Below are 24,566 nucleotides of genomic sequence, written 5' to 3' on the forward strand. Positions count from 1 at the left end.
TCCCTACCTATCCACGAAAAAAGCCGGTACATTACGTTCATCCTCAACCGGCCATGTCAACAAGATTTTTGCGCACGCGCACTGCCTATTTATTATTCTACTACTTGATTTTATCGGGTCCCCTACTCTTTGCCCAGAGCGACGGTGGGGGGCCCGACTTTTTTTTCGAGCAGTTCCAACTCCCGCGCGGCCTCAATGGCAACCACGTGCAGGCCGTAGTGCAGGATTCCGTCGGGTTCATGTGGTTCGGCTCTCAGTCCGGCCTGCACCGGTGGGACGGCTACGAGATGCGCACCTACCTGCACGACCCGGACGACTCGACCAGCCTGGCGTCCAGCTACGTCGAGTACCTGTACGTAGGCAAAGACGGGAGCCTCTGGGTCGGCACCTACGGCTACGGCCTGGACCGCTTCGATTACCAGCGGGAGCACTTCGACCACATCGAGTACGCGACGGAAAGCCCCGAAATCAAAGACCAGGGCTACGTGGCGGGAATCACGGAGGACCGGGACGGTCACCTGTGGGTGGCTACCTACGGTGGGCTGTACCGCTACGACCTGGCCACCGGTAAATCGCGAAGATTTCTGCACCAGTCCGACGATTATAACAGCCTCAGCCACAACCTGAGCCGGGTCGTTTACGTCGACCGGCAAGGAACCCTTTGGGTAGGTACCGGGATGCCGTGGGAAAACAACGAAGACGGCGGCCTGAACCGCTATCGCCCGGAAACGGAAGACTTCGTGCGCTACCTCCACGAACCGGGGGACACGGCCGGCCTGGCCAGCAACAAGGTGACGGCCATCTTCGAAGACTCCCGGCAACGCCTCTGGGTCGGTAGCGGCAATAACGGCCTCCACCTGCTCGACCGGCCCAGCGATGAGATCAGCAAGGTGTCCGGAAAGCTAAGCGACGTCCTTTCCCGCTTTTACAAGAACGAACAGCACGTACGCTTCATCTTTGAGGACCGGGACCGCCGCCTTTGGGCCGGGTACTGGCGGGGGGGCATCACCTCCGTCGACCTCGCTACGGGGGAAGAAAGCTTTTACGAATACGAATTCGACGACCCGAACGGCTTGCCGGAGCCTTACCCGTGGAACATCTTTCAATCCCGCGACGGCACTTTGTGGTCACTGACGGCCGGCCCCAACGCGCGGGTTTCAAAACTGTTGGACAACGCTTGGACCGTCCACCCCCTCCCCGGCTTGATCAATGACGTGACGGCCTCCGGAGAAGCGCGTAACGGAGACCTCTGGCTTGGTAATGCAAAGCAGGAATTATCACGCTTCAACACCCGTACGTACGAAATTACCTCCGTCGGGGCGGCGGGCTTGATACCCAAGTATCCAGGAGAATTCGTGGAGGACGAGAATGGCCACCTGTGGATGAATAACCGCACGGACGGCGGGGTCCTGCGCTACGACCCCGCAAGCGGGCAAAAGTGGTTGTACCCCCACGAGGCTTCCGACGAAAGCAGCCTTGGCCCCGGTATGATCATGGACATCCACCAGGACCGTAAAGGGGGCATCTGGATCGTGACCGGCCTGGGCTACCTCTGCCGCTACCGCCCGGAAATCGATGGATTTTCTAACTACCCGATACTGGACGTCCTGGGCCAGGATATTATAACGGAGTATTTTATTGACGTCAGCAATGCGGCCGACGGCGGAATCTGGATGATCGGGTCGGGCTTCGCGCGTGATAGTTTGGAGACAACGGTCCGCCGTTTCTCACCGGAGACGGGGACCGTTGACCTGGAAGTCGATGCGGTGCCTTTCAGCAAGTATTTTTCCAGCGACGAGCGCATTCAGCAGGCGAGCAGCGATTTGGCGGGCAATTTGTACTTAATCACGGATCGCCACTTTATTGCCATCGGGCCGCAGGGAGCGGATAAGCTAGTACTCGACGCGACCCACTTCGGGGCGGAAGGTTTTAATGACCTGATGGTCGACGGCCAACAGCGGGTGTGGTTGACTACCGACAAAGTACTTTTACTCGACTCCGACTCAGAGGGTTTTTCCGTCATCGCGACGCCCGGCAATTACTCAGACTGGGTAAGTCAGAACGGGTTGGGATTTTACGCCAGCTCAGGGAAGATCTACACCGGCACGGACGAGGGCTTGCTGGAGATCGACCCCACCAAAGTGGGCCGTGTTTGGGATTCCGGCGCGGCCGCCAGCATGATCAGTGATTTTGCGTTGTTGGTAACTGGCCAGGATTCGAGTGAGTCGGTCGTCACGCTCCCGCCCCGTGGCAGTAGTCTACCCATCCGGCTAGCCCACGATCAAAACGCCTTCAGCATTCACTTCGGTAGTCCCAATTTCCGCACCTCGGAGCCCGGGCGACAGGAGATCAAACTCACCGGCTACGACGGTATTTGGCGGCCGGCACCCAGCAACGGCGAGGCGAATTACCTGGGGCTCAGCCCGGGGAAATATACGTTCGCGGTGCGTACGGCGAATGAGAATGGAACGTGGGGCCCGTCGTCGAGTCTGGAGATAATTGTCGCCAGCCCCTGGTGGCTGACCTGGTGGGCCTACTTGGCTTATCTGCTCCTGACGGCAGGAGTGGTAACCTTGATCTATCGCTTTCAGCTTAAGCTGCGTCTCAACGAAGAAGAAGCGCGGCGAATTAAAGAACTGGACAGCGTCAGAACAAGATTATACACCAACATTACCCACGAATTCCGCACGCCCCTCACCGTTATTTCCGGCATGGCCGCCCAGATAGAATCCGACCCCGACCGCTGGCTGGGCGAAGGACTGACGATGATCGAGCGGAACGCCCAGCGACTGCTCGGCCTGGTCAACCAGTTACTCGATCTGAGTAAACTCGACAACGGCAGCACCCGGGTAGACGCGCGGCGCGGCGACGTAGTGGCTTACCTCCGCTACGTGGCGGACAGCGTAAACGGGCTGGCCTCCCTCAAAAACATCGGCCTTCATTTCTACGCCGAGGAAACGGGTATCGAAATGGACTTCGACCCCGAAAAGCTGCAACAGATCTTCGTCAACTTGCTGTCCAATGCCGTGAAGTTCACGCCGGAGGAAGGCAACGTGTACGTGACGGTGCGGAAACTACCGGCGGGGGACCCGGCCAGCCTTCCTGGCAACGCCCCTACTTTGTACTTACACGTTCGCGATACCGGCCCGGGCATCCCTGAGGATCGGTTGCCGTACATTTTCGATCGGTTCTACCAGGCGGATGATTCCGACACGCGGCGGGCGGAGGGCACGGGTATCGGTTTGGCGCTGACGCAGGAGCTCGTGCGGGTTTTACAAGGGAGCATTGTCGTCAGGAGTCAGTTCGGCCAGGGAACGGAATTTACCGTTTTGCTACCCGTAAGTACCCACGTCGATACTCCGGTATTGACTCTGGCACCCGTGGTTTCTCCCACCACCCCCGCTCCTCCACCCGACCTTGCACCCGCGACCTCGCACTACGATCCTGAGTCGAAAAACCCGCGCGTGTTGCTCATTGAAGACAACGCCGACGTGGTCGCTTACCTCGCGACTTGCCTGGGAGATGACTATGAATTACTCGTGGGTCGGGACGGGCAGGAGGGTCTGGAGATCGCCCGGGAGCACATTCCCGACCTCGTCATCACCGACGTCATGATGCCGCGCAAAGATGGATTTTCCGTCAGCCGCGACCTGAAGCGCGACACCCTGACCAGCCACATTCCCGTCATCCTGCTGACGGCCAAGGCGGACGAACAAAGCAAACTCACCGGACTGGAAACGGGGGCCGATGCCTTCCTCACCAAACCTTTTCACCGCCGGGAACTGCTGCTGCGGGTAGAAAAACTCATCGAGGGCCGAGCGCGGATGCGGGACTACTACCGGCGGGTGGCGGGCGCAAAAAAAAGCGCGCCCCGGGAAGCACCGAAGGAGGAGAATCGCCGGGAGCAGGAGTTCGTCGAGCAGTTGAGGACCACGGTGGAAGCGCACATGAACGACTACGAATTTACCGTCGAAAGCTTCTGCAAGGAGGTCGGCATGAGCAGCTCACAACTCCACCGCAAACTGACCGCGCTGACGGGCCTTTCTCCGGTCCGCTTCATCCGTTACGTGCGCCTTGCCCGCGCAAAAACCTTGCTGGAAACCACCGACGAGAGCATCAAAGTAGTCGCCTACGACACCGGCTTCAGCGACCCCAGCTACTTCAGCCGCTCCTTCAAAAAGGAGTTCGGAATGACGCCCATGGAATACCGCGATCAACTGCCGGCACGGGAACGGGGGCCGGAGTGAAGCGGTGTACGTAGAGCATCCGGCGGGGGTAATCGATGGTGAAGACCCAGGGGCCCAGAAATTCCCGCCCGAGAATGCCGTCTAATTCGGTGCCATAGATATCCTCCAGGTGGGACAAATCGACCACGAGCGTGCCCATTGCCGCGCAAGTGTGACGTTGCCCCAGTAAAACTCGGTAAAGTTTCCCGCCCCTTATCCTGGCCGACCGTCCGTCGGCGGAGAGCACCCTAACCTTTCTTTCCCGCTTGAAATACGGTGTGGCGTGGTCGGCGTGGCGGGGGTCGAGAAGGTTATATTCCGCGCCGGTGTCCAGCCCCATGCGCAGGGAACGACCCGCCAACGTTACCTCAATTACGGGGATGAAATTTTCCAACTCAAAGGCGAAGCTGTCGGCGTACTGGCCGGCGAAGGGGCTAAACGCATTCGCCGGGCTGAAAACAACTACTTGATTCCGGTAGTCCAGCGTAATCGCGTAGGCTTTTAAGGTAGCGTGGCCGAGCAGGCCCAAGAGCTGGAAATCATGGTTGCGCGCCAGGTGTTCGAGGTCGACGACCGCCGCCCGGGTGGGCACCAATTCTAAACCACCAACGGATAGTTGCCGGACCCAGGCTTGGGCTGCCTCGACGTCTCCGAACAGACCCTTGGAATTAGTGTGATTGCGAGCGCAACCGGAGAAGTACTTTTGGTTAAGTACTAAGCCTTCGGCACCCGTATCGAGAATGAGTTTGCCCGTCCGCCCGTCGACGACGGCGTCGATCAGTAGCTGCCCGCCCACTTCCGTGAAGGGAATGACGGTGGAGTTTTGGGAACTGGCCTGCAGCGGGGTGGCCGACGTTAGCAGGAGTGAACAGTAGAGTAGAAACGGGATGAAGGAGGCGTTTGCTAACGTTCTCAGTCGAAATGAAGCGTACATTTTGGGCGGGTTTTCGCCGGGCCGCTAGTGACTCGGTCGTTATCCCAAAATTGGTGGCCGGTGTAGTTTTCGGCTTGGAGAAACTCGTTTTGTGGTGGACTGGGGTGGGGAAATGGTTAGGACATTTCCCCGGTATCAATTCTGATTGGCTCGTGAGTGTCTAGGCGAAATGTCCTACAAGAGTGCAACACCACCCTCACCTACAGCTTAACCAACGCCCGCAAATCACCATCCGACATCCGCCCCAGGAAGCTCCCGCCGGAACCGACACTCAAGTCCGCCAAATCCCGCTTACTACTGATCAACTCATCGATTTTATCCTCAAAAGTGTTCTCCGTCACGAGCCGGTGGACAAACACCGTCCGCTCCTGCCCGATCCGGTAAGCACGGTCGGTCGCCTGGTTTTCGACGGCCGGGTTCCACCACAGATCGTAGTGGACGACGTGGTTGGCCGCCGTCAGGTTCAGGCCGGTGCCGGCGGCTTTGATGGATAGTAAAAAGATGGGGCAGGCGGGGTCGTTCTGGAAGCGGTCGACCATTTCTTCGCGCTGTTTGATTGAGGTACCGCCGTGGAGAAAGGGTGCTTTGATACCGAATTCGTCTTCGATCATCTCCGCCAGCAAATCGCCCATCTTGCGGTACTGGGTAAAGATCAACACCTTGTCGCCGGCATCCAGGATGCTTTCCAGGCGCTCACGCAGGAGCAGGGATTTTCCGGAAGCAGCAAAGGTGGGGCGGCCCGCCTTCAGGAATTGTACCGGGTGGTTGCAGCATTGTTTGAGGGCGGTGATGAGTTTGAGGATCAAGCCTTGGCGGCCGATGCCTTCACTTTCCTCTACCCGCCGCATATTCTCGTCGAGGATGGATTGGTAGACGGCCGTTTGCTCCGGCGTTAAGGTGCAGGTTTCGGTCTGGACAATCTTGTCCGGTAAGTCCGAAATGATGGATTTGTCCGATTTTAGTCGGCGCAGTACGAAGGGCTCCGTCAGGCGGCGGAAGCGATCGGCGACTACTTGGTCACGTTCCCCCTGGATGGGCCGGGCGTAGGTTTTTTTGAAGTAGGTTTTGGAACCGAGGAACTTTGGTAGTGTGTAGTCGAGCAAGCTCCAGTAGTCCAGTAATTTGTTTTCTACCGGTGTGCCGCTCATGGCGATCTTGATCGGGGCCTTCACTTTCTTGATCGCCTTAGTCTGTTTGGCGGAGGGGTTTTTGATGGCCTGCGCTTCGTCGATGACCATGATTTGCCAGCCGGAGCCTGCGAAGGTTTTTTCTTCGCTCCGCAAAACGCCGTAGGTTGTTAACAGTACGTCGTAAGAAGAAGTCTCGGGGATTTCTCGCGTCGATCCGTGGTAGATATGCGCCCGTAGTGCCGGGGCAAAACGCTCGATCTCCCGCCGCCAGTTACCGAGCAAGCTCGTGGGGACGACTACCAGTGCTTTTTTCTTGTCCAACGCGCCTTCTTCCCGGTATTTTTCCAGCAGCGCAATGACTTGGAGTGTCTTTCCTAGTCCCATATCGTCGGCGATGATGGAACCGAAACCTAGTTGTGAGTTCGAGTAAAGCCAGTCGAAGCCCACCTTTTGGTAGGGCCGCAACGTAGCGTTGATTCCCGCCGGAACGAGTGTAATTGTCCCCTCCCGCAGCTTATTGATTTGCTTACGCAAGCGCGGAGAAAGCCGCACCGGCTCGCCGTCGTATTCCTCCGTAAAGACAGCCTCTAACCGCTCGTGCTGTTTGAGTTCCGGCGGACCGGCTTCCAGTTGGTCGAGTAGTTTGGCGATTTCAGCGGGGTCGACGAAGGCGTAACCTTCCTTGAGCTTGACGAGTCCTTCGGTGGAGTCGAGCAGTTTACGGAATTCCGCTTCCGTCAGGTCGTTTTCCCCGAGCGCCGCCTGCCAGTTGAATTGGAGAATGTTGTCGAGCGAGATAATACCTGAGAGTTCGGAAACATCCTTGTCGCCCTGGCTGTCCGCCCGCAAAGCCAAGCTCGGACGGAGGAGTTTGCGCAGCGCCGTGGGGAGCATGACCGTCAAGCCGAGTGCTTCCAGCGCGGGTAAAGCAGCCATCAGCACCGGGGTAAATTCCGGAACGGAGTACCGTAATGCTTTTTCACCTCCACCGGATAAATACCGCTCCAGGTCCGGAAAGTGGCGGGTCAGTTTTCCGAGTAGGGTGAGTACTTCCACGGAGTTCGCTCCCTGGCCCGCCTCCGATCTCTGCCACTCGTCGAACTTACTCGGCACCCAAGAGCGCGACGCGTCAGCAAGTCCCGTACTCTGTCGGGACGCCCTATCCTGAATCAGGATGTCGATGAGCAGATCATCTTTATCCTCCTCAATGCGGAAAACCGGCTGAAAAGCGCGCTCCGAAAGGTGTAATTCCGAGAGCCAACGCTGGATCGCCGCCGGGAAACCGGTCGTGCCAACCAGCGTAAACTGTTGAGGATTTTGCAGCAAGAAGAGTTTGCGGGCGGGCGCGTCGGAGGATAAGAGTGCATTCTGCACCGCCGTTTGCACCAGCAGGCCGATCATCAGCGAAAGCAACGCCCGCGGGGCCTCCTTCGGCAAAAACTCCAGCGTTTCTTCCGCAGCGGAATAGTAGTAGAGCAGCGTCGGCGAAGCGAGCGCGTAGGTCCGTTCGAGCAGTTCGCGTGCTCGCTCGTCGTTGGTGGCCGGGACGTACCGCAGCAGGTAATCCCCATCGCCGCCGTCGAAAATTTCGGGCACGTAGGCGCGGGTTTCGGCGATGCGGCGGGCCAGTTGGAAGAAGAGTAACATTGTCCGCGCTTCGGCGTCGAGGTGGTGGCGTTCCTGGGATTCGAGGCGTTGGAGCCAGTCCACAAACATGGGTCGGCCGTCGATCCGTAGCAGTTCTTCGTCCTCGCCGTCGAAGCTGGCCAGGAAGTCGAAGGCCAGGTTTTGGTCGAGGTGGACTTCCAGTTTTCCACCGGGCGGAACCAGGTCGGCGGCAGCGTAAGTAGCGCGGCCGGAAGCGTATAGTTTTTCGGCGATCCGTGTGGTTTTGCCGTAAAGTGTATCGAGAAATTTAGTCAGGTTCCCGTCGCCGTCAAAAGATGGGTTATCGGGTAATCCGGCGAGTGCGCGCCAGCCGGCGTCGGTGAGGACGTTGAAGTGGAGGGCTTGGTAGGCGGTCTCGTCCCAGCGGTATGCGGGCGGGTCGGTGACTGCTTGCAGTAAGTCGGCTAGTAACGGAACTTCGGCCTTGGCTTGGCCACCGCGCAGGTCTTTTAGGGCGGCTTTCAGATCGAGGCCACGCAGGGCGAAGAGCTGGAACGGGTCACCGTCAATGTCGGCGGCGATGACGAAAAGCAGGGCGGCCTGGTGCTTGCAGGGCGTGGCGTAATCGGGGCAACTACAGGCCAGATTGAGGTCGCGGAAATTGCGGGGGAAGATGTCCAGGCCGTGTTCCCGTAAGTTATTCAGTAAGCTTTCCGGCAATTCTCCGGCCAGGAGTTGGGCGAGCAGGGCGGCGTTGCCGGTGATCTCACCAAGTATGGTTTCGGCCTGCTTTTTCGTCCACGGCCGCCAGTTCATCGCGATGCGATAGGGCTTGGACATACTGCCCTGGATTTCGGCGGTTAGTTCCCCCGCGCCGGCGCTGTCGATGTTGAGGACGAGTCCCTTGTTAGCGTAGGTTTTTCCGCGAGCCAGTCGGCCGGTGTTATCGGCGCGTTGGAGGGCTTCGAGGAACTGGGCTCCCCACCAGGTGGTGCCGTATTTGCGGCGGTAGGCGCCGGCTCGGGCGGCGGGGGCTGGGTTGTATTGGGTTTGCCAGTTGGGCATTTTTGGTTTTTGGGCTAGGGTCTTTGGTCTAGGGTCTGTGGTCTGTGGTCTGTGGTACTACAGACTATAGACCATAGACTACAAACCCTTTCTCTGCAAAGTAAAGGCTTGGGAGTGATGGAAACATAATTTTAAGATTTTGCCCCGAACGCAGAACCCTTAGTCAACGCTTTACTAAGCATGGCTGACCAAAACCCTGACGAAAACCAAACTCCACAATCTTTAGAACGCTCCCTGGGGCTGCCCGCCGCCCTTGCTATTGGGGTTGGGACAATGGTCGGCGCGGGCGTTTTTGTTTTTCCGGGGTTGGCCGGTGGGGCCGCGGGCGCGGGTGCCAGCATTAGTTTCGTGATCGCTGGGTGCATTGCTATGTTGGTGGCGCTGTGTACGGCGGAGTTGGCAACGGCGATGCCGAGTAGTGGTGGGGGGTATTTTTTCGTTTCGCGGGTGATGGGGCCGCGTTTGGGTACGCTCGTCGGGTTGGGGCAGGGGTTTGGGTTGATCTTCGCTACGGCGTTTTACCTGACGGGGTTGGCTAAGTATCTACTAGAATTTCTGGCTGAATTCAACATTGATATGGGCGAGCCGGTCGCGCTGATCGGTGTGGGCTTTGCTATTTTGATGCTGGCGCTCAATTTATTCGGGACGGAGAAAGTGGGGCAGGCACAGAATTACATTGTAGCCGGGTTACTGGTCATCCTGCTCACGCTGTTCGGCTACGGCGTACTGAGCGTATTTGGCGTTGTGGGGGAGAGCAACTTACCGGAAGCGTTCGTTCCCGAAGGCTGGGGGCCGGTGTTTTCGACGACTGCGTTGGTGTTTACTTCTTTTCTCGGCTTCGTCCAGATCGCCACGGTGGCCGGGGAGGTGAAGGCACCGCACAAGACTTTGCCCCGGGCGCTGATCGGGAGCGTGTTGATCGCCACGTTCATTTACGTGCTGGTGCTGTTCGTGACGACCAGCCTTTTTCCGGCCGAAGAATTAGCCGAGATGGGCGAGACGGCAACGGTGGAAGTGGCGCGGTCGCTGGTGGGAAGATTTGGCGCAATAGCCATATTATTTGCCGGTTTACTGGCGACTTTGTCTTCCGCCAATGCGTCCATCATGAGTGCGTCCCGGACGGTTTATGCGCTCGGTAAGGACAAGCTCCTGTCGGAAAGAGTCGGTCAGTTGCACCCGAAGTACGGGACGCCGCACATCGGCCTGGCCGTCGTCGGACTACCGATCATCGCCTGCATGTTTCTGGGCCGGATCGAGGTGCTGGCCGAGGTAGCTAGTTTACTTCACTTGATTTTGTACGGACTGATCTGCGTGACGCTCATCCTCTGCCGCAGACGGAAACCGCTGTGGTTCGCACCTACCTATCGGATTCCTGGCTACCCAGTCGTACCGATCATCGGGGCGATCGCCTGTTTCGCACTGATCGGCTGGATGGAATGGCTGTCGATGGCCATTGGCGGTGGGGTGATCGTACTTTCCCTGATCTACTTTTATGCGTTCGACCGGGGCAAAAAAGTCTCCGCTCCTTCCCCCACCCACATTGCACCCGCGCTCCGTCGCCCTTATATTTTGCTCCCCATTAACGTGGACCCGGAGATCGACGATCTACCGCAGCTCGACTTCATCGACAACTTCGGCCGCCTCGAACTACTGGCCCTGGGCTACTACAAAATCCCCGAACAAACCACCACCGACCAGGCGCGGGAAGAATACGGTGAGGCGGTGAAAAAACAACTTGAGACCGATTTAGAGTCCCTGCCCGTAGCCGGCAAAGCCATCAAGTCCGAAACGGCTTTCACCAGTGATCTGCCCGCGTTGATGGGGCGCTACCTGGAAGAAGAAAACTGTCAGGCCATCCTGTTCCACCACCGCGCTACCCGCATCGAGCGCCTGGTGCTACCGGTGAGCGAACCAGAGGAATTTGGTATACGCATGGTAACCGTACTGCGTGAACTCGTGCAGGGTCGCCAACTTCCCGTGCTGGTGTTGCTGCTCGACGAAGGGGAAGATGAATGGTCGGAAACCTTTGAGGAAGACGCCCGGGGGCTGATGAACCGCGCCGGCGTCCGGGCCGGAGAGTTTACCGTGACCCACGCCGACACGAACGACCTCACCGACGCGCTCGCCAACCACACGGAGGCCAACGACTTTATTCTGCTCCGCGAAACCGAGCGCGATAATCGCCAAAAGAACATGAAACGCGTGCTCAATGACACCGAAACCGCCGTGTTGCTGGTGTTGGAAAAGCGGGAGACGGACGCCGATGAGCGGTAGCGATCACCCCATCGCGTAGATAAAGCGTTCACTCTGAATTTTGCCGTTGCGAACGTGGTAGACGCAGATCTCCTGCTCAAGACCGCTGCGGGTGCCGTCCTTTCTCGTCACGTCGATTCCCATCCCGAGCGCAATGAATTCTCCGTAAATGACGGGGTCGCTCACCTCCATTTGGTGAACCTCGGTGAAGCCTGTGTCGTAAGCGGCGCTTTTAGCGAGAAGGGCATCGAGGCCTTTGGTATCTCCGTCCGGCACGCCGGGCATTTCGTGAGAAGTGGCTTCTTTAGCAAATAGCTCTTTGTAGGCTTGCTCGCTCTTACCTTCCCGGGTAAGCGTTACGAGGCGGTCGGCAACTTGTTGAATCGTCATGATGGATGGATTTACGTATGTGTGCAAACAAATATAAGCATTTATCCTAGTACCAACAAAATGTTTTTATTGGTTTATTTACAAACTTTCTCTTGTTAGCGTATTCATCCGCCCGTTGCGTTCCGTGAATGATACCTTTACAGTTCATTTTCTGTCCTATGGCCCTCTCCCCCCAACTCCACCAATTCTGGACCGCCGCCCGCGTCACCATCCAGGCCCGCGAACTAGTTAAGATTACCCTCGCCAAGCCCGCCCGAAAGTCTACCGACAAGCCCAAGAATCTCTACGCGCGTTTGGTGGAGATCAAGGGGCAAACCGTTCTCCAGATCAACCACCGCTACCACGACCGGGAGGAGGTGAAAAACTACGATATTACCGAAGGGCTGGGCATCCTACGGACCAAGCTTGGCTTTGAGTATTTGAGTGGTGATCTGTTTACGGTCCACGATCACGTGAGCGTCGTGGTGAGCCGGAAGGGGAACGCGCGGATTCGGTCGCAGAATAACCTTTTGGGCGGGCCAACGGATGCAGCGGCGTCATCCAGTGACGAGCCCGCGCTGGTGGCCAAACCGATCGTGCAACCGCACGACCGCGCGAAGCACCGGGACATCACGGCCGATAAACCTTACTTACGGAGCCTCGGCATTACGAACAAGGAAGGCGTCGTCCTCCCCGCCGGCAAACGGAAGTTTAAGCAGATCAATAAATTCGTCGAGATTATCGACAACCTCGTGAAGGAGCATCCGCTGAAGGCCGGCGCGCACGTTGTCGACATGGGTTCCGGTTCCGGGTATTTGACCTTTGCGCTGTACGATCATTTGGTTAACACCCTTAAATCAAATGTCCGGGTCACGGGCGTGGAGTTGCGGCCGAAATTGGTGGATAAATGCCGGGAGATTGCCGAGGAAAATAAGTTTACGGATTTGCGTTTCGTGGAAGGTTACATCGATACTTACAAACCCGCGAGTATTGAAATGCTCATCGCCCTCCACGCCTGCGACACGGCTACGGACGACGCACTTTATCAGGGATTACTGAAACAGGCGGAGATTATGGTGGTAGCCCCGTGCTGCCAGAAACAGGTGCGGCGGGATATGGACGTGCCGGCCGATTTGAAGCCTTTACTCAACAATGGAATTTTACTGGAACGCCAGGCGGCGATGCTGACCGACGGGTTGCGGGCGCTGATTCTGGAGACGCAAGGGTATAAGACTAAATTATTTGAATTCATTCCGTTGGAGCATACGGCCAAGAACGTGATGATTACGGCCATCAGGGTCCCGACTAAGTCGGGACGGGAGCAGACGGAGAGTAAAATAGCCAAGCTGAAAGAGACCTTCGGTGTGACCAAACACCGATTAACGGATCTAATAGCTCAGCGGTAAGCACGACCAAATTTAAATAATGGATTACCCCTATCTAATACAACGCAGCAAAAAGAAGAGTTACCTCGCTATTTTGGCTTGCCTGCTCTTCGTTGGTCTGGGTGTTTTCACGCTGGCGTTGGACACGAATGGCACCGGGTCAGCTATGATAATGACCGTAATCGGCTGGTTGAATATTATCCTCTTTACCCTAGGGGCCGTCTTTTTTGCTTCCCGCCTCCGTAAAAAACAGCTTCCCCTGGAAATTACCGACGAGGGCATTCGGGACAATAGCAGTTTCATTACCCCGGGTTTGACCCGCTGGGAAGACATTAAGGGCTTTAGGTTTAAGAAGGCCATCCCGCAGAGCGTGATCCTAATTGACGTACACGACCCGGAAGCCTACGTGCAAAAGGTGGACCACCCTACCCTGCGGGCGAATATGCGGCATAACGTAAAAACATTGGGCAGCCCGGCCATCATCAATACCACCGCGATCGACGTCTCCCCGCGGAAACTATTTGAATTGCTTCAGGAGGAATTGAAATTCCAGCAAACCCTGCGTTCCAGCCCCGGCATCACGCTTCCTGAGTTACTCCGTCAGCGCGATGAGTTATTTAGGTGAGGTTGCCGACCTTTCAGGTAGCCAAAACCGCCTTAAGCTTTCACCGTTTATTGAGCCATGGATTACCCGTATCAGATTCCTTTTAGCAAAACGAAATTTTACGCCTTACTGGCCGCCGCGTTGGGATTCGTAGTGGCGGGTAGTTGGTTTGTCACCGTACCAGATATGTTTCGGGGGGCGGGAAGTTTGTGGCCCTTCGTCATTATGGCCATTGGCTTAATAACCATTCTCTTCTTTGGCGTTGCCGGCGGTTTTATGCTGAAAATGCTGCTCTCCGATAAAATGGCCCTGGAAGTAAATGACGAAGGCATTCAGGACCGGACCAGCGCCGTAGCCGTGGGATTGATTCGTTGGGAAGACATTACCGACGTGAAACTGCACCAAATAGGTAGTAATCACATGATCCTACTGAACGTACGTAACTCGGATGACTACCTCGATAAGGCGAGTGGCGGACTGGCACGCCGAGCCATGGCGCAAAATGCGGAGCTACTCGGTACCCCCATTACCGTTAATTGCAGCACGCTCGATCTTCCCGCCCGGGAAGTTTTTGAGTTACTACGGGAGGAATGGAACTTTCAGCGGGAGCTGCGCGGTGGTGAAGGTGTGTCTCTTCCGGAACTGATTCGTAAGCGGAACGAACTACTAGGATAAATCCAGCTTCTTCCCCCCACTCTACTTGGCACCCGCGACCGCGCCGCATAAGCTGAGTTCGTACGCAAATGGAGAGCCCGAACTATCCACCTCCCGCGAAGTTCTACCAACACCACTTACCTTAGGCCCTAAACCAAGCCCGCCCATGCTCAATACCGACGTTCTCATCATCGGCTCCGGAATCGCCGGCCTCTCTACCGGCATCAAGCTCGCCGTACTCCGCCCAGACCTCAAGATCGATGTCCTCACCAAGGTAAACGAGCGGGAGAGCAATACGAGTTACGCACAGGGTGGCGTGGCGGCCGTCTGGGACCACGGCTCCGATACCCACGAAAAGCACATCGCCGACACGCTCGACGCCGGCGCCGGACTGTGCGACGAACACATTGTCCGCATTGTCGTGGAGGAAGGACCGACGCGGGTCGAAGAGATCATTGAGTGGGGCACCCGCTTCGATCTGGACCAGTTTAAAAAATACGACCTCGGCCGCGAAGGTGGGCACTCCGAAAACCGCATCCTGCACTACAAAGACCTAACCGGCTGGGAAATGCAACGCGCCCTGAGCGCAAAGGCGGCCACGCTGGATAACCTCGTCGTCCACGAGCATTTCTTCGCCCTCGACCTCCTTACCCAACACCACCTCGGCTACATCGTCACCAAACTGACGCCCGACATTGAGTGCTACGGTTGCTACGTTCTCAACCGCAAAACCGGTGAGATCGACAAAATCCTGGCCAAAAACACCGTCCTCGCCGCCGGCGGTAACGGGCAGATTTACCGCTCGACGACCAACCCCGTCATCGCCACTGGCGACGGCATTGCGATGGCTTACCGTGCCAAAGTGCACCTGGAGAATATGGAGTTCGTCCAGTTCCACCCTACCGCGCTTTACAACCCGGTTGGTGATCCGCAGGCTTTCCTCGTTAGCGAGGCCGTCCGTGGTGAAGGTGCGATCCTGAAGCGCAAGGACGGTTCCGAGTTCATGCACGACTACGACCCGCGCGGCAGCCTCGCGCCCCGCGACATCGTCGCCCGCGCCATCGACAACGAAATGAAGCTCGCCGGCGTCGAATGCATGTGGCTCGACTGTACGCACATCGACGAAGCACACTTCATCAAGCACTTCCCGACCATTCGCGATAAATGCCTGAGCATCGGTATCGACCCGGCGAAGCAGATGATCCCCGTTTGTCCGGCGTGCCACTACATGTGCGGCGGCGTGAAGGTGGATGAATACGGCAAGTCTTCCGTCCGGCAATTATACGCCTGCGGAGAATGCACCAGCACCGGCTTACACGGCGCTAACCGTCTGGCGAGTAATAGCCTTTTAGAAGCATTAGTCTTTGGTCACCGCATCGCTCATTCCATCGCCGCAAATATCGACGTGGCGGAAATCGAAGAAAACATTCCGCACTGGAACCGGACGGCGACGATGGACCCGAAGGAAATGGTTTTAATTACGCAGTCGACGAAGGAACTGAAGGAAGTTATGTCGAGTTACGTCGGTATCGTGCGTAATGACAAACGGCTACTTCGGGCGCGTAAGCGGCTGGATTTACTGGGTACGGAGACGGAGGAACTATATAAGGAAAGCTTGGTCAGTACCCAGCTTTGTGAGCTCCGCAATCTGATCACGCTCGGTCATTTGGTGACCAAAGCGGCTAGTTTGCGGCACGAGAGCCGGGGGCTGCATTACAATACGGATTATCCGGAGCGGGCGGCTTTTGTGCAGTATTCTATTTTATAAGGTACTCAAGTATTAGAAGCTTCTTGGAATGATCAAACTTCGCTCCGACTTACTTTCTTTGCACCAGCGACCGCGCCACAAATAGTAGCTTAAAGCCAGCATACCTTATCCGGTGACCCTACGCAAATAGGAACCACAAAGGACACGGAGAACACAAAGATTAGCTCTCTTTGTGTTCCCTGTGTCCTTTGTGGTAGAAAAAAGGTGTTACCTAACGAGACTTATTTAGTCTCGCTGCCGCACGCTTCACTGTACGTAAGAATGTGGTTGGAGAAATCTTTCCATTTCGGCTTATCGACATTCAGGACAGCATCACAGCCCTTGAAAATATCTTCAAATTCCTTCTTGTAGCGTACTTTAGAGACGAGCGTTACGTAGCGAGCGGTACCCAATTGTACGTAGAAGTAAGCCGTCGTGCCGGTCACGCCAGGGATCATCATACTCCCAGTTTTCTTATTGCCACCTGGCATGTGGTATACCTTTGCACCATTGCTGAATTCAGGATTTGCTAATTGCAGCAGCGCCGTCATAGTTTTTTTCTTCCCTTTGATCTTTACGCTCTCAAGAACGAGATATCCGTCGTTAATCAGGTTTCTGTCCACGTTAGGGTCAAACCAACCTTCTCCATTAGAGAAGTTGATAACCTTGGCTACTTTTTCAATACCACTCGGGGCGGCGTAAAACTGACTAACCTTTGCGGCCGGAAGATTATATTCCTTTCCGCCGGTGGATTCGATCATGATGAAGGTCACCATGCCTTTTTTGCGGGTAACCTTTTTAAGGTCGCCTTCGACCTTATCTCCGGTTTTGAGGACGACGGTTACCGGCTTTTTGCGGGAAAAGCTCTGGAAGTCTTTGGTGAAATTTTGGGCAGTGAGGGGTACACCAGCTCCAATAAAGAGGAACAGGAAAAAGGTAGTAAGAAACAGTTTCATTTGTTATTAGTGTTTTTGTGTTTGCTAATCTATTCGCAAAGATATAAATATTGGTTATTCATGAACACCAACTTACTTTTTTGAGAGAAACTTAACGATTAGCGGGATAAATTTTGCGCAAGCATTAAGTAGATAGTCAATAAGGAGATTTAATACCGAACGTAATCTCTTCCGTTTTCAGGCGCTCGAAGTCGCGCAGGTTACCGGTGTAGAGGACATTGACCTTAGCTTTGATGGCGGCCTGGAAGTGGAGGGCGTCGTAGACGACGCCGCCGCGTAGACCAAGGCTAGTACACCGATCGATTGCCGCTAAGTAATCCGTCATGTTCAGTTCAACATTAACGTAACGGTCGGCTAGCCGGTGAACGGTAAGGTTAATCTCAGCTACGGTAATGGCAAGCCGAGGTTGCTTCGTCAGGTTATTGAATAATTCTGCCATGAGGTGTGTATTCAACACGATGACTTCGGCGTTTGCCTCACAGTTTTTCAACAGCTTATAACATGCTTCGTGCTGCGTGTGCTTTACGTCGAGAGCGGGAAGGAGCACGGACGTATCAAAAAGTACTTTCATACGCCAAATCGAGACTTGTGGTATTCTTCGTAAGATTCTTTGAGAAACGCAACGGTATCAAAGTCCGCGGGATACGGTTCCCCACCAACAATCAGAGGAAATCCGTCGGAATCGAACGTTAGCTTCGGTTTCTGTGCTTCAGCTTTAGAAGTGAGGGTTATTTTATGAGTAGTTGAATCTACTTCCACCTCGACTTCGCCACCAGGTTCTATCTGAACCATTTTTCGCAGCGCTTTAGGAATCAACACCCTGCCAAATTTATCCATCGTCAACGTCATAATGCCAGAATTTGGCAATTTAAACGGTGAGTTTGGCAGAAAAGTTGCTGAGGGAATATTAAGTGGAGCACTAAAATAAGAAAAGCCCCGCAACAAACTTGTCGCGGGGCTTCTATTATCTATCGCATCACAACGAGGTCTACAACCGCTCAAAAATACCAGCAATCCCCTGCCCACCACCAACACAGGCGGTGACCATACCGTACTTCTGGTCCCGCCGCTTCATCTCATCCAGTAACTGAATGGTCAGTTTAGCGCCGGTACAACCTAATGGGTGGCCAAGGGCGATCGCGCCGCCGTTCGGGTTAACGGTTTCCGGGTCGATGCCCATCGTCTTTATCACGGCCAGCGCCTGGGTGGCAAAGGCTTCGTTCAATTCCGTCTGCTGAATATCTTTAATACCCAAGCCAGCCCGTTCGAGTGCTTTCGGAATCGCTACGCAGGGGCCAATGCCCATGTACAGCGGGTCAACACCACCGACGGAACAACTCACCAAGCGGGCGATCGGCTCCAGGTTAAGCTTCTTCACCATCCGTTCGGAAACGACGAGCGTAAACGCGGCCCCGTCCGAAGTCTGGCTGGAGTTACCGGCCGTCACGACGCCATCCGTCTGGAACACCGCGCGCAGGCGGGCGAGGCCCTCCATGCTGGTACCCCGGCGCACGCCTTCGTCCATCTTCACGGTGTGGCTCGACTTAACCATCTTGCCATCCTTCACGAAAACGTCTTCTACTTCCACCGGCACGATCTGCCCGTCGAATTTCCCGGCGTCGATCGCCGCGGCGGCTTTTTCGTGGCTGGTAACGGCAAAAGCATCGGCTTCCTCGCGCGTCACGTTGTACTTTTTAGCGACGGCCTCAGCGGTCTTACCCATCGAAACGTGGTAATTCAAGTTGTCCATCGCCGCCTTGTAGCTGGGGCTGAGTTTGTAGCCCGTCATCGGGATCTGACTCATGCTTTCCGTGCCACCGGCCAGGTACATGTCACCGAAACCAGCCTTGATTTTACCCACCGCCATCGCGATCGATTCCAAACCGGAAGCACAGTAGCGATTGATGGTAATTCCGGCAACTTCTTTACCGAGCGCACGGGCGGCGATCAGTCGTCCGATCTGTAGGCCCTGTTCCCCTTCCGGGTTCGCGCAGCCGACGATCACGTCGTCGATCAGCGTCGGGTCCACTTCCGGGACGGTGCTCATCAAGTGCCTGATCACGTCGACGGCAAGGTCGTCGGAGCGGTAATTTTTGAATCCTCCCTTCTTGGCGCGGCCAACGGCGGAGCGGTATCCTTTTATGATGTAAGCTTCCATTTTAAGGTGCTTTGTAGTCGTTAATTAATTTTGCGCGGACGCGGGTGCAGGGGTTTTTTAGGCGGTAGTCTGTAGGCGATAGGCGGTAGGTTCCTACGTTATAAATGACGGAACCTACCGCCTACAGACTACCGCCTACCCTCTTAGTTCCGCAACGGCTTATTATTCTGCAACGTATACTGAATCCGTTCCAGCGTCTTCTGGTTACCCAGCAGCGAAAGAAATGCCTCCCGCTCCAGGTCCAGCAAATACTGCTCGGAGACCAGCGTCGTTTGCGTCAGCTCGCCACCACAGAGGATGTTCGCTACGTGCCGGGCTACGACACCGTCGTACTCGGAAATGTACTTACCCAGCTTGAACTCGTTGATGGCCGTGTAGATAGCCGCCAACCCTGCCCGCCCGAGAACGGTGATATCCTCCCGAATGCTCGGAGCCACGTATTCGCGGGATAGTTCCAGCACCTTACGCTTCGCCTCGCCGATGTTGCGCTGCATGTTTACCTCCACGAAGTCTTTTCCTTCGATCAGGTACTTGTAGTCGAACGCTTCGGAAGCTGAAGTCGATACTTTAGCCGTAGCGACCGTCTGGAAGGCATTCAGCAAAGTAGGCATCTGTACGTCACCTTCGAAGTAGCTGTCCGAAACTCGCAGGGCAAGTTCCTTCGTACCGCCACCGCCGGGAATCAAACCAACACCCACTTCAACGAGGCCAATGTAGCTTTCCGCCGCGTAGATACCAGCGTCACAGTGCATAGCAATCTCGCAACCACCACCAAAGACATAACCCTGCGTAGCCACCACGACGGGCACCTTACAGGTTTTGATCTTCATGTTCAACTGCTGGAAGCCGTCGATCAATTTGTCCAGATCGTCGAACTGCTGGCCCATGGCCATCATCCCGACGTTCATCAGGTTAGCGCCAACGGTAAAATTCTTGGCGTTATTACCGATCACAATACCTTTCCAGCCTTCCGCTTCCGCCTTATCGATGGCTTCGGAAATTGCTTGGCCGATGGCGTCGTCGATGGAGTTGGACTTCGAAGTGAATTCCACGCACATCACGCCGTCACCCAGGTCGTGGACGGTAGCGGATTCGTTCTTGATGACCGGCGATTGCTCGCGTAGGGTATCCAGAATAATGTAGTTACTCAGAGAAGGTACCGGCTGGTAGCTCTTCGTGGATTGATCGTAAAACTTACGTTCACCACCTTCTACTTTGTAAAAAGATGTGTGGCCGGCGGCTTTCATCTCCGTGACCCAGTCGGCGACTTTCCCGTCGACCTCACCGATCATTTTGATACCTTCTTCCAGGCCGATTTGGTCCCAGGTCTCGAAGGGGCCGTATTCCCAGAAGTAGCCCGTCCGCATGGCGTCGTCGATGCTGTAAAGGTTGTCGGCGATCTCGGGGACGCGGTTGGCGGAATAAGCGATTAGGCCGGAGAAGTACTCGCGCAAGAACTTACCTTCCTTCTCGTCGGACGTCACGATGGAGTGCATCCGGCGGCTCATGTCCTCGATCATCTTGCTTTTACCGATGGCGGGGCGGGGGCTTTCGGCCTTGGCGTATTCGAGCGTCTTCAGGTTCAGGGCGTGAATAATGGACTTACCGTTCTCATCCCGCTCCTTCGTCTTCTTGTAAAAACCTTGTCCGGTTTTGTTACCGAACCACTTATTGTCGAGCAAATGCGCCATAAATTTAGGCGACTTTTTCCCTTTCACCAGGTCGATGTACTCGTCGTCGGAAACATTGCCCATCACGAACTCAGAAACCTTCGCGCTGGTGTCGATGCCGACCAGATCCTGCAAACGGTAAGTAGCCGTGTTCGGCCGGCCGATCAGCGAGCCGGTGATGGCGTCCACTTCCTCGATCGACATGTCGTACTTCACCGTCAAGTTCATCATCTGTACGCCAGACATGACGCCGATCCGGTTACCGATGAAGCCCGGGGTATCCTTACAGAGAACAGTCTGCTTACCGAGGTAGACGTCGCCGTAGTGCATAAAGAAATCTACGACGTCCTGCTTGGTTCCCTCGTGGGGGATTACCTCGAAGAGACGCAGGTAACGGGGTGGGTTAAAGAAGTGCGTTCCGCAGAAGTGAGTCCGAAAATCGTCACTCCGGCCCTCCACCAGCAAATTGATGGGAATGGAAGAAGTATTGGACGTAACGAGGCTACCGGCTTTCCGGTACTTATCCACTTTAGCAAAGATCTGCTTCTTAATGTCGAGCCGCTCGATGACAACCTCGATGATCCAGTCGCAATCGGCGATCTCCTCGAAGTTATCGTCAAAATTACCGGTCGTGATCCGCTTAGCGAATTCCGGCTTGAACAGAGGGGCGGGTTTCGATTTGATGGCGGCGGCCAGCGCACTGACGGCCTGGCTGTTACGCTTGACGGGGTCTTTCTTGTCCTCGTCGCTGAGGTTGAAGGGCACGATGTCGAGTAGCAGCACGTCGAGCCCGATGTTCGCGAAATGGCAGGCGATGCCCGAACCCATGACGCCAGAACCGAGCACGGCTACTTTTTTAAGACGGTATTGCATGTTTTTAGTGATGTTTTTAAGCTTGGGGTGCAAGTTAGCGAAAATTCGCTGGAAGGGGAGGGTGGGTAATAGGCGGTAGGCGGTAGGCGGTAAGTATTCACAGATGATTGAACTGCCGGGGTGTTGTGCCAATTAGTTTTGCCCCGCCATCCGCAACGCCTCCGCCACGGTAATGCGCTGGCCGTTATTTTTGGCGACGATGAAGGCACCCGTTACGCCCATGACTTTGAGCCGGTCGCGTAGCTGGGCGGCATTTTGGTAAGTACGGAACTGGCTAATGACTACTTTCTGGACGCCGTTCTGATCCTGTAGTTCCAGCGCGTCTTCCGTAGCGAGCTCGGCGTCGACCCGATTTTGCGCGTAAGCACCTAACTGTACCTGGAAAACTACGCCCTGGACGACGGCTTTGTCCGTATCGACTTGGTCGTTCTTGGTCGCGGCCATGGTGGCGATCTGCTGCCGTAATTGCTCATTCTCGGTCTGCAAACCCTGCACCTGCGTCCGCGCCCCCGCTAAGGTTTCGTTGGACTGATCACTCTGGCTCCGGTAAGTAGTCAACTCTTGCTGGGCCGTCAGGAGGCGGGCCTCGTTGGCTTCGCACCCTTCGGCGAACATGCGCAGGGCGGCGGGGTCGTCTTTATACTGCTTGGCGCGGGCGGCCCAATCCGTGCCGTCTTCACCGATCGCGCCGGCCGTGGTTTTGGGAGAGCAGGACGTGGCGATGAAAAGGGAACAACACGAGAAGAGGAGAAAAAGGGGCTTGCGCATGGGAATTTGTGGGTTTAATGGTTGGAGATGAGTCGCAGATTCGAACTACGTTAACCCCTATTCAACGCAAGAAACCAGCAGAGTTCCCACTTCTCCAAAAAATCATTTGGTGCGGCGGCCACTACGCTGCGGTGTCGGTTTCCCTGAGTCGATCCATGTCCCGCACCAACATGCGCTTCCGGTCGAAGGTCAGCACGTTGTCCCGCCTTAAGTCATTCAGCACGGTGTTGACCGTCTGCCGGCTAGTTCCGGTCAGGTCGGCGATCTCCTTGTGGGTCAGCATGTTGCGGACTTCCCGCTCGTAGCCCACGGCGCGACCTTTCGTCAGGGCTAATTCGTGGAGAAATTCCACGATCCGCCCCCGGCTCGTCTTGAACATCAGGTTTTCCAGCCGTTGCTCCAGTTGTAGCGTACGGTTACCGATGAGGCGCATGAAGAATTGTTGTAGTTCGGAGCGTTCACGGAGCATACTCTGTAGGTCTCCCTTTTCCAGCACGCAGAGCGAAGTCGGCTCCAGCGTGTAGGCAAAATCACGGCGATTATCGTCGTTAATCAGGGCTAATTCACCAAATACTTGCCCCGGAGAGAGAATCGCCTTGGTCACTTCCTTGCCGTCACCGCCGTTGTACGTACCGAGTTTGACGCGCCCCTCGTTGATCAAAAATATCTTTTTAGCCGGCTCATCGGGTAAATAAATGTACTGGTTAGCTTCAAAGCGAAGATGGTCCTTTGCTCCCAACATCCCCATATCTACTTTTTTGGGGCAAAAAATGTTGGACAAATCAATGTTCTCAACGTACCATAAAGACTGCTCAGCCATGATTTTTTTTGAAGATTAACCCAGAAGGTCACGGTGGGTAACTGGTTAAAATAAGCGATTCTAGCGTAGGCATAACGCGCGTAAGGGACATAATATACAGTCCTTTAGCAATAAGAAGTGACGCCAGCACAACAACAAGGTGCCTTGTTTCAGCGGGTTCGGTGTTTGAACTACTAATACTGCGACGCAGGGGCCCCGGTTACTCGGGGACTAGTTCGTTGTCCGCCGGTACTTTACCCTTCCGCCCCGGTGTCATCGGCTACGTCGTCAGCGTCCACCAGTTGGCGCGCCTGCCCGACCCAATCGTCCCGTTCGATGGCGCCGGGGAGGTAACCGATTAACTCCGTGTAGTTAACAATGTCATCCGCCGCCCACGCAGCGATTTGTTCGTAGCGGTACACGTCGACTGCGTTGAGTTGATTTTGCAAGAAGTCACCAATGCGGCGGATACGCGTCAGGTCATCCCTTATTTCGTCTTCGGCGGGGGTCAGGGGCGTGTGAAGCGACGGCGTAGTTTGCACGATGATTTTCGCGTTACCGGCGTGGCCGACCCTGACGCCCGCCTCGGTGGTGTCGGCGCGGATGACGAGGGGCTCGCCTTCTGCGTCCGTCGCGACTGGTTCCCAACTGCCGTACGCATCGTTCGACTGTGCGTTTGGGGCAGCGATGCGGGCGGTAAATTCTCGTTCTTCGGCGAGGCTGGCCATCCGGTTTTCGAGGTAATCGAGTCGCCTTTCGAGGTCCGATAGATTAGGCGCGGTCGCCGGGACCGAGTTGTTTGGGTAAGGAGCCAGGAACGGATCGTCGTAACTGGGGCCGCCCTGCCCTTCCTGATCGTCCGCGCTTCCGGAAGTCCTTCCCTTCAGCTGTTCATTCTGGGTTTTCAGCCCGATCACCTGGTTGTTCAGAGACTCGATGGTGGACGCGTAAGTCTGATTGCTTACCTCGAGCGCTTCTACCTGGCTACTCAAATCGACGTTCCGCTCCGTCGTCACGAGGCCCTCCCGTTCGAGGGTTTGAATGCGTTCCAGTGCGTCGGTTTTCTCTTTCTTGATGAGGTCTATTTCCCGCCCGAGGGAAGATTTCTCTTCCTCCAACCGGGCATTACGATCCGACAACAAATCACGTTCCCCCTGCAAAGACAGCACCTCCTGACGGAACCGCCGAGTTGCCCGCCGTTGGATCAACCAGCCCAGGATCAGGCCGAGAGTAAAGATGACGACGCCAATGATGGCGAGCAAAATGGCTAAATCAGGGGGTAGGCTGACGAAAAAATTCGCGATCCGATCGAAAAAAACATTCATTCCGCCAAGGTAGGGAAAATAAGGGGCGGGTTCCGCGTGGTT

General features: G+C 55.7%; 17 protein-coding genes. 6 read left to right on the plus strand and 11 right to left on the minus strand.

Features of this window, described 5'->3' with window-relative positions; all coding sequences use genetic code 11:
- The first annotated feature begins 53 nt into the window (after positions 1-53).
- Positions 54-4,247 carry a hybrid sensor histidine kinase/response regulator transcription factor gene (locus GGR27_RS18965; RefSeq protein WP_168040339.1) on the plus strand — a complete coding sequence of 1,398 codons (4,194 nt, stop codon included), beginning with the start codon at positions 54-56 and terminating at the stop codon, positions 4,245-4,247.
- Here the strand turns inward: GGR27_RS18965 and GGR27_RS18970 are convergent.
- Both GGR27_RS18970 and GGR27_RS18975 read right to left on the minus strand, forming a co-directional pair.
- Positions 4,174-5,160 carry an aspartyl protease family protein gene (locus GGR27_RS18970; RefSeq protein ID WP_168040341.1) on the minus strand — a complete coding sequence of 329 codons (987 nt, stop codon included), beginning with the start codon at positions 5,158-5,160 and terminating at the stop codon, positions 4,174-4,176. The two genes, GGR27_RS18965 and GGR27_RS18970, sit on opposite strands and share 74 nt — an antisense overlap.
- A gap of 200 nt (positions 5,161-5,360) precedes the next feature.
- Positions 5,361-8,963: a DEAD/DEAH box helicase gene (locus tag GGR27_RS18975; RefSeq protein WP_168040343.1), complete on the minus strand. Its 3,603-nt coding sequence runs from the start codon at positions 8,961-8,963 to the stop codon at positions 5,361-5,363.
- 180 nt (positions 8,964-9,143) lie between these two features.
- On the opposite strand from GGR27_RS18975, the gene GGR27_RS18980 reads away from it, so the two are divergent.
- Positions 9,144-11,237 carry an APC family permease gene (locus tag GGR27_RS18980; protein ID WP_168040345.1) on the plus strand — a complete coding sequence of 698 codons (2,094 nt, stop codon included), beginning with the start codon at positions 9,144-9,146 and terminating at the stop codon, positions 11,235-11,237.
- A gap of 3 nt (positions 11,238-11,240) precedes the next feature.
- Here the strand turns inward: GGR27_RS18980 and GGR27_RS18985 are convergent, their stop codons facing one another.
- Positions 11,241-11,606, minus strand: coding sequence for a SnoaL-like domain-containing protein (locus GGR27_RS18985; protein ID WP_168040347.1), 366 nt, complete (start codon positions 11,604-11,606; stop codon positions 11,241-11,243).
- A gap of 158 nt (positions 11,607-11,764) precedes the next feature.
- Between GGR27_RS18985 and GGR27_RS18990 the strand changes: the two genes are divergently transcribed.
- The 4 genes from GGR27_RS18990 to nadB all read left to right on the plus strand — a co-directional run bounded on the left by GGR27_RS18990 (position 11,765) and on the right by nadB (position 15,996).
- Positions 11,765-12,991, plus strand: coding sequence for a class I SAM-dependent methyltransferase (locus GGR27_RS18990; protein ID WP_168040349.1), 1,227 nt, complete (start codon positions 11,765-11,767; stop codon positions 12,989-12,991).
- A gap of 19 nt (positions 12,992-13,010) precedes the next feature.
- Positions 13,011-13,595: an STM3941 family protein gene (locus GGR27_RS18995; protein WP_168040351.1), complete on the plus strand. Its 585-nt coding sequence runs from the start codon at positions 13,011-13,013 to the stop codon at positions 13,593-13,595.
- Positions 13,596-13,652: 57 nt separating this feature from the next.
- Positions 13,653-14,249 (plus strand): STM3941 family protein, encoded by a 597-nt coding sequence (locus tag GGR27_RS19000; protein WP_168040353.1) that lies wholly within the window; start codon positions 13,653-13,655, stop codon positions 14,247-14,249.
- A 145-nt stretch (positions 14,250-14,394) separates the two neighbouring features.
- Positions 14,395-15,996 (plus strand): L-aspartate oxidase, encoded by a 1,602-nt coding sequence (gene nadB / locus GGR27_RS19005; RefSeq protein ID WP_168040355.1) that lies wholly within the window; start codon positions 14,395-14,397, stop codon positions 15,994-15,996.
- 221 nt (positions 15,997-16,217) lie between these two features.
- On the opposite strand, the gene GGR27_RS19010 is transcribed toward nadB, so the two are convergent.
- The 8 genes from GGR27_RS19010 to GGR27_RS19045 all read right to left on the minus strand — a co-directional run bounded on the left by GGR27_RS19010 (position 16,218) and on the right by GGR27_RS19045 (position 24,524).
- Positions 16,218-16,931, minus strand: a complete 714-nt coding sequence (locus tag GGR27_RS19010) for a hypothetical protein (protein WP_168040357.1) — start codon at positions 16,929-16,931, stop codon at positions 16,218-16,220.
- 136 nt (positions 16,932-17,067) lie between these two features.
- Entirely contained in the window at positions 17,068-17,502 is a 435-nt protein-coding gene (locus GGR27_RS19015) for a type II toxin-antitoxin system VapC family toxin (protein WP_168040359.1), read from the minus strand.
- A complete protein-coding gene (locus GGR27_RS19020; protein ID WP_168040361.1) occupies positions 17,499-17,780 on the minus strand; it encodes an AbrB/MazE/SpoVT family DNA-binding domain-containing protein in 282 nt (93 codons plus the stop codon). The genes GGR27_RS19015 and GGR27_RS19020 overlap by 4 nt, the downstream gene beginning before the upstream one ends.
- Before the next feature lie 139 nt (positions 17,781-17,919).
- Positions 17,920-19,089 carry a thiolase family protein gene (locus tag GGR27_RS19025; RefSeq protein ID WP_168040363.1) on the minus strand — a complete coding sequence of 390 codons (1,170 nt, stop codon included), beginning with the start codon at positions 19,087-19,089 and terminating at the stop codon, positions 17,920-17,922.
- Positions 19,090-19,232: 143 nt separating this feature from the next.
- Positions 19,233-21,632, minus strand: coding sequence for a 3-hydroxyacyl-CoA dehydrogenase NAD-binding domain-containing protein (locus GGR27_RS19030; RefSeq protein ID WP_168040365.1), 2,400 nt, complete (start codon positions 21,630-21,632; stop codon positions 19,233-19,235).
- 132 nt (positions 21,633-21,764) lie between these two features.
- The gene (locus tag GGR27_RS19035; protein WP_168040367.1) at positions 21,765-22,400 is read right to left on the minus strand and encodes a hypothetical protein; all 636 of its coding nucleotides are present in this window, start codon (positions 22,398-22,400) and stop codon (positions 21,765-21,767) included.
- A gap of 121 nt (positions 22,401-22,521) precedes the next feature.
- Complete coding sequence (locus GGR27_RS19040) at positions 22,522-23,220, minus strand: Crp/Fnr family transcriptional regulator (RefSeq protein ID WP_168040369.1); 699 nt, start codon at positions 23,218-23,220, stop codon at positions 22,522-22,524.
- A 233-nt stretch (positions 23,221-23,453) separates the two neighbouring features.
- Positions 23,454-24,524: a hypothetical protein gene (locus tag GGR27_RS19045; RefSeq protein WP_168040371.1), complete on the minus strand. Its 1,071-nt coding sequence runs from the start codon at positions 24,522-24,524 to the stop codon at positions 23,454-23,456.
- Positions 24,525-24,566: the final 42 nt, after the last annotated feature.

Source organism: Neolewinella antarctica, from assembly GCF_011927835.1.
In the GTDB taxonomy this organism is placed as follows: domain Bacteria; phylum Bacteroidota; class Bacteroidia; order Chitinophagales; family Saprospiraceae; genus Neolewinella; species Neolewinella antarctica.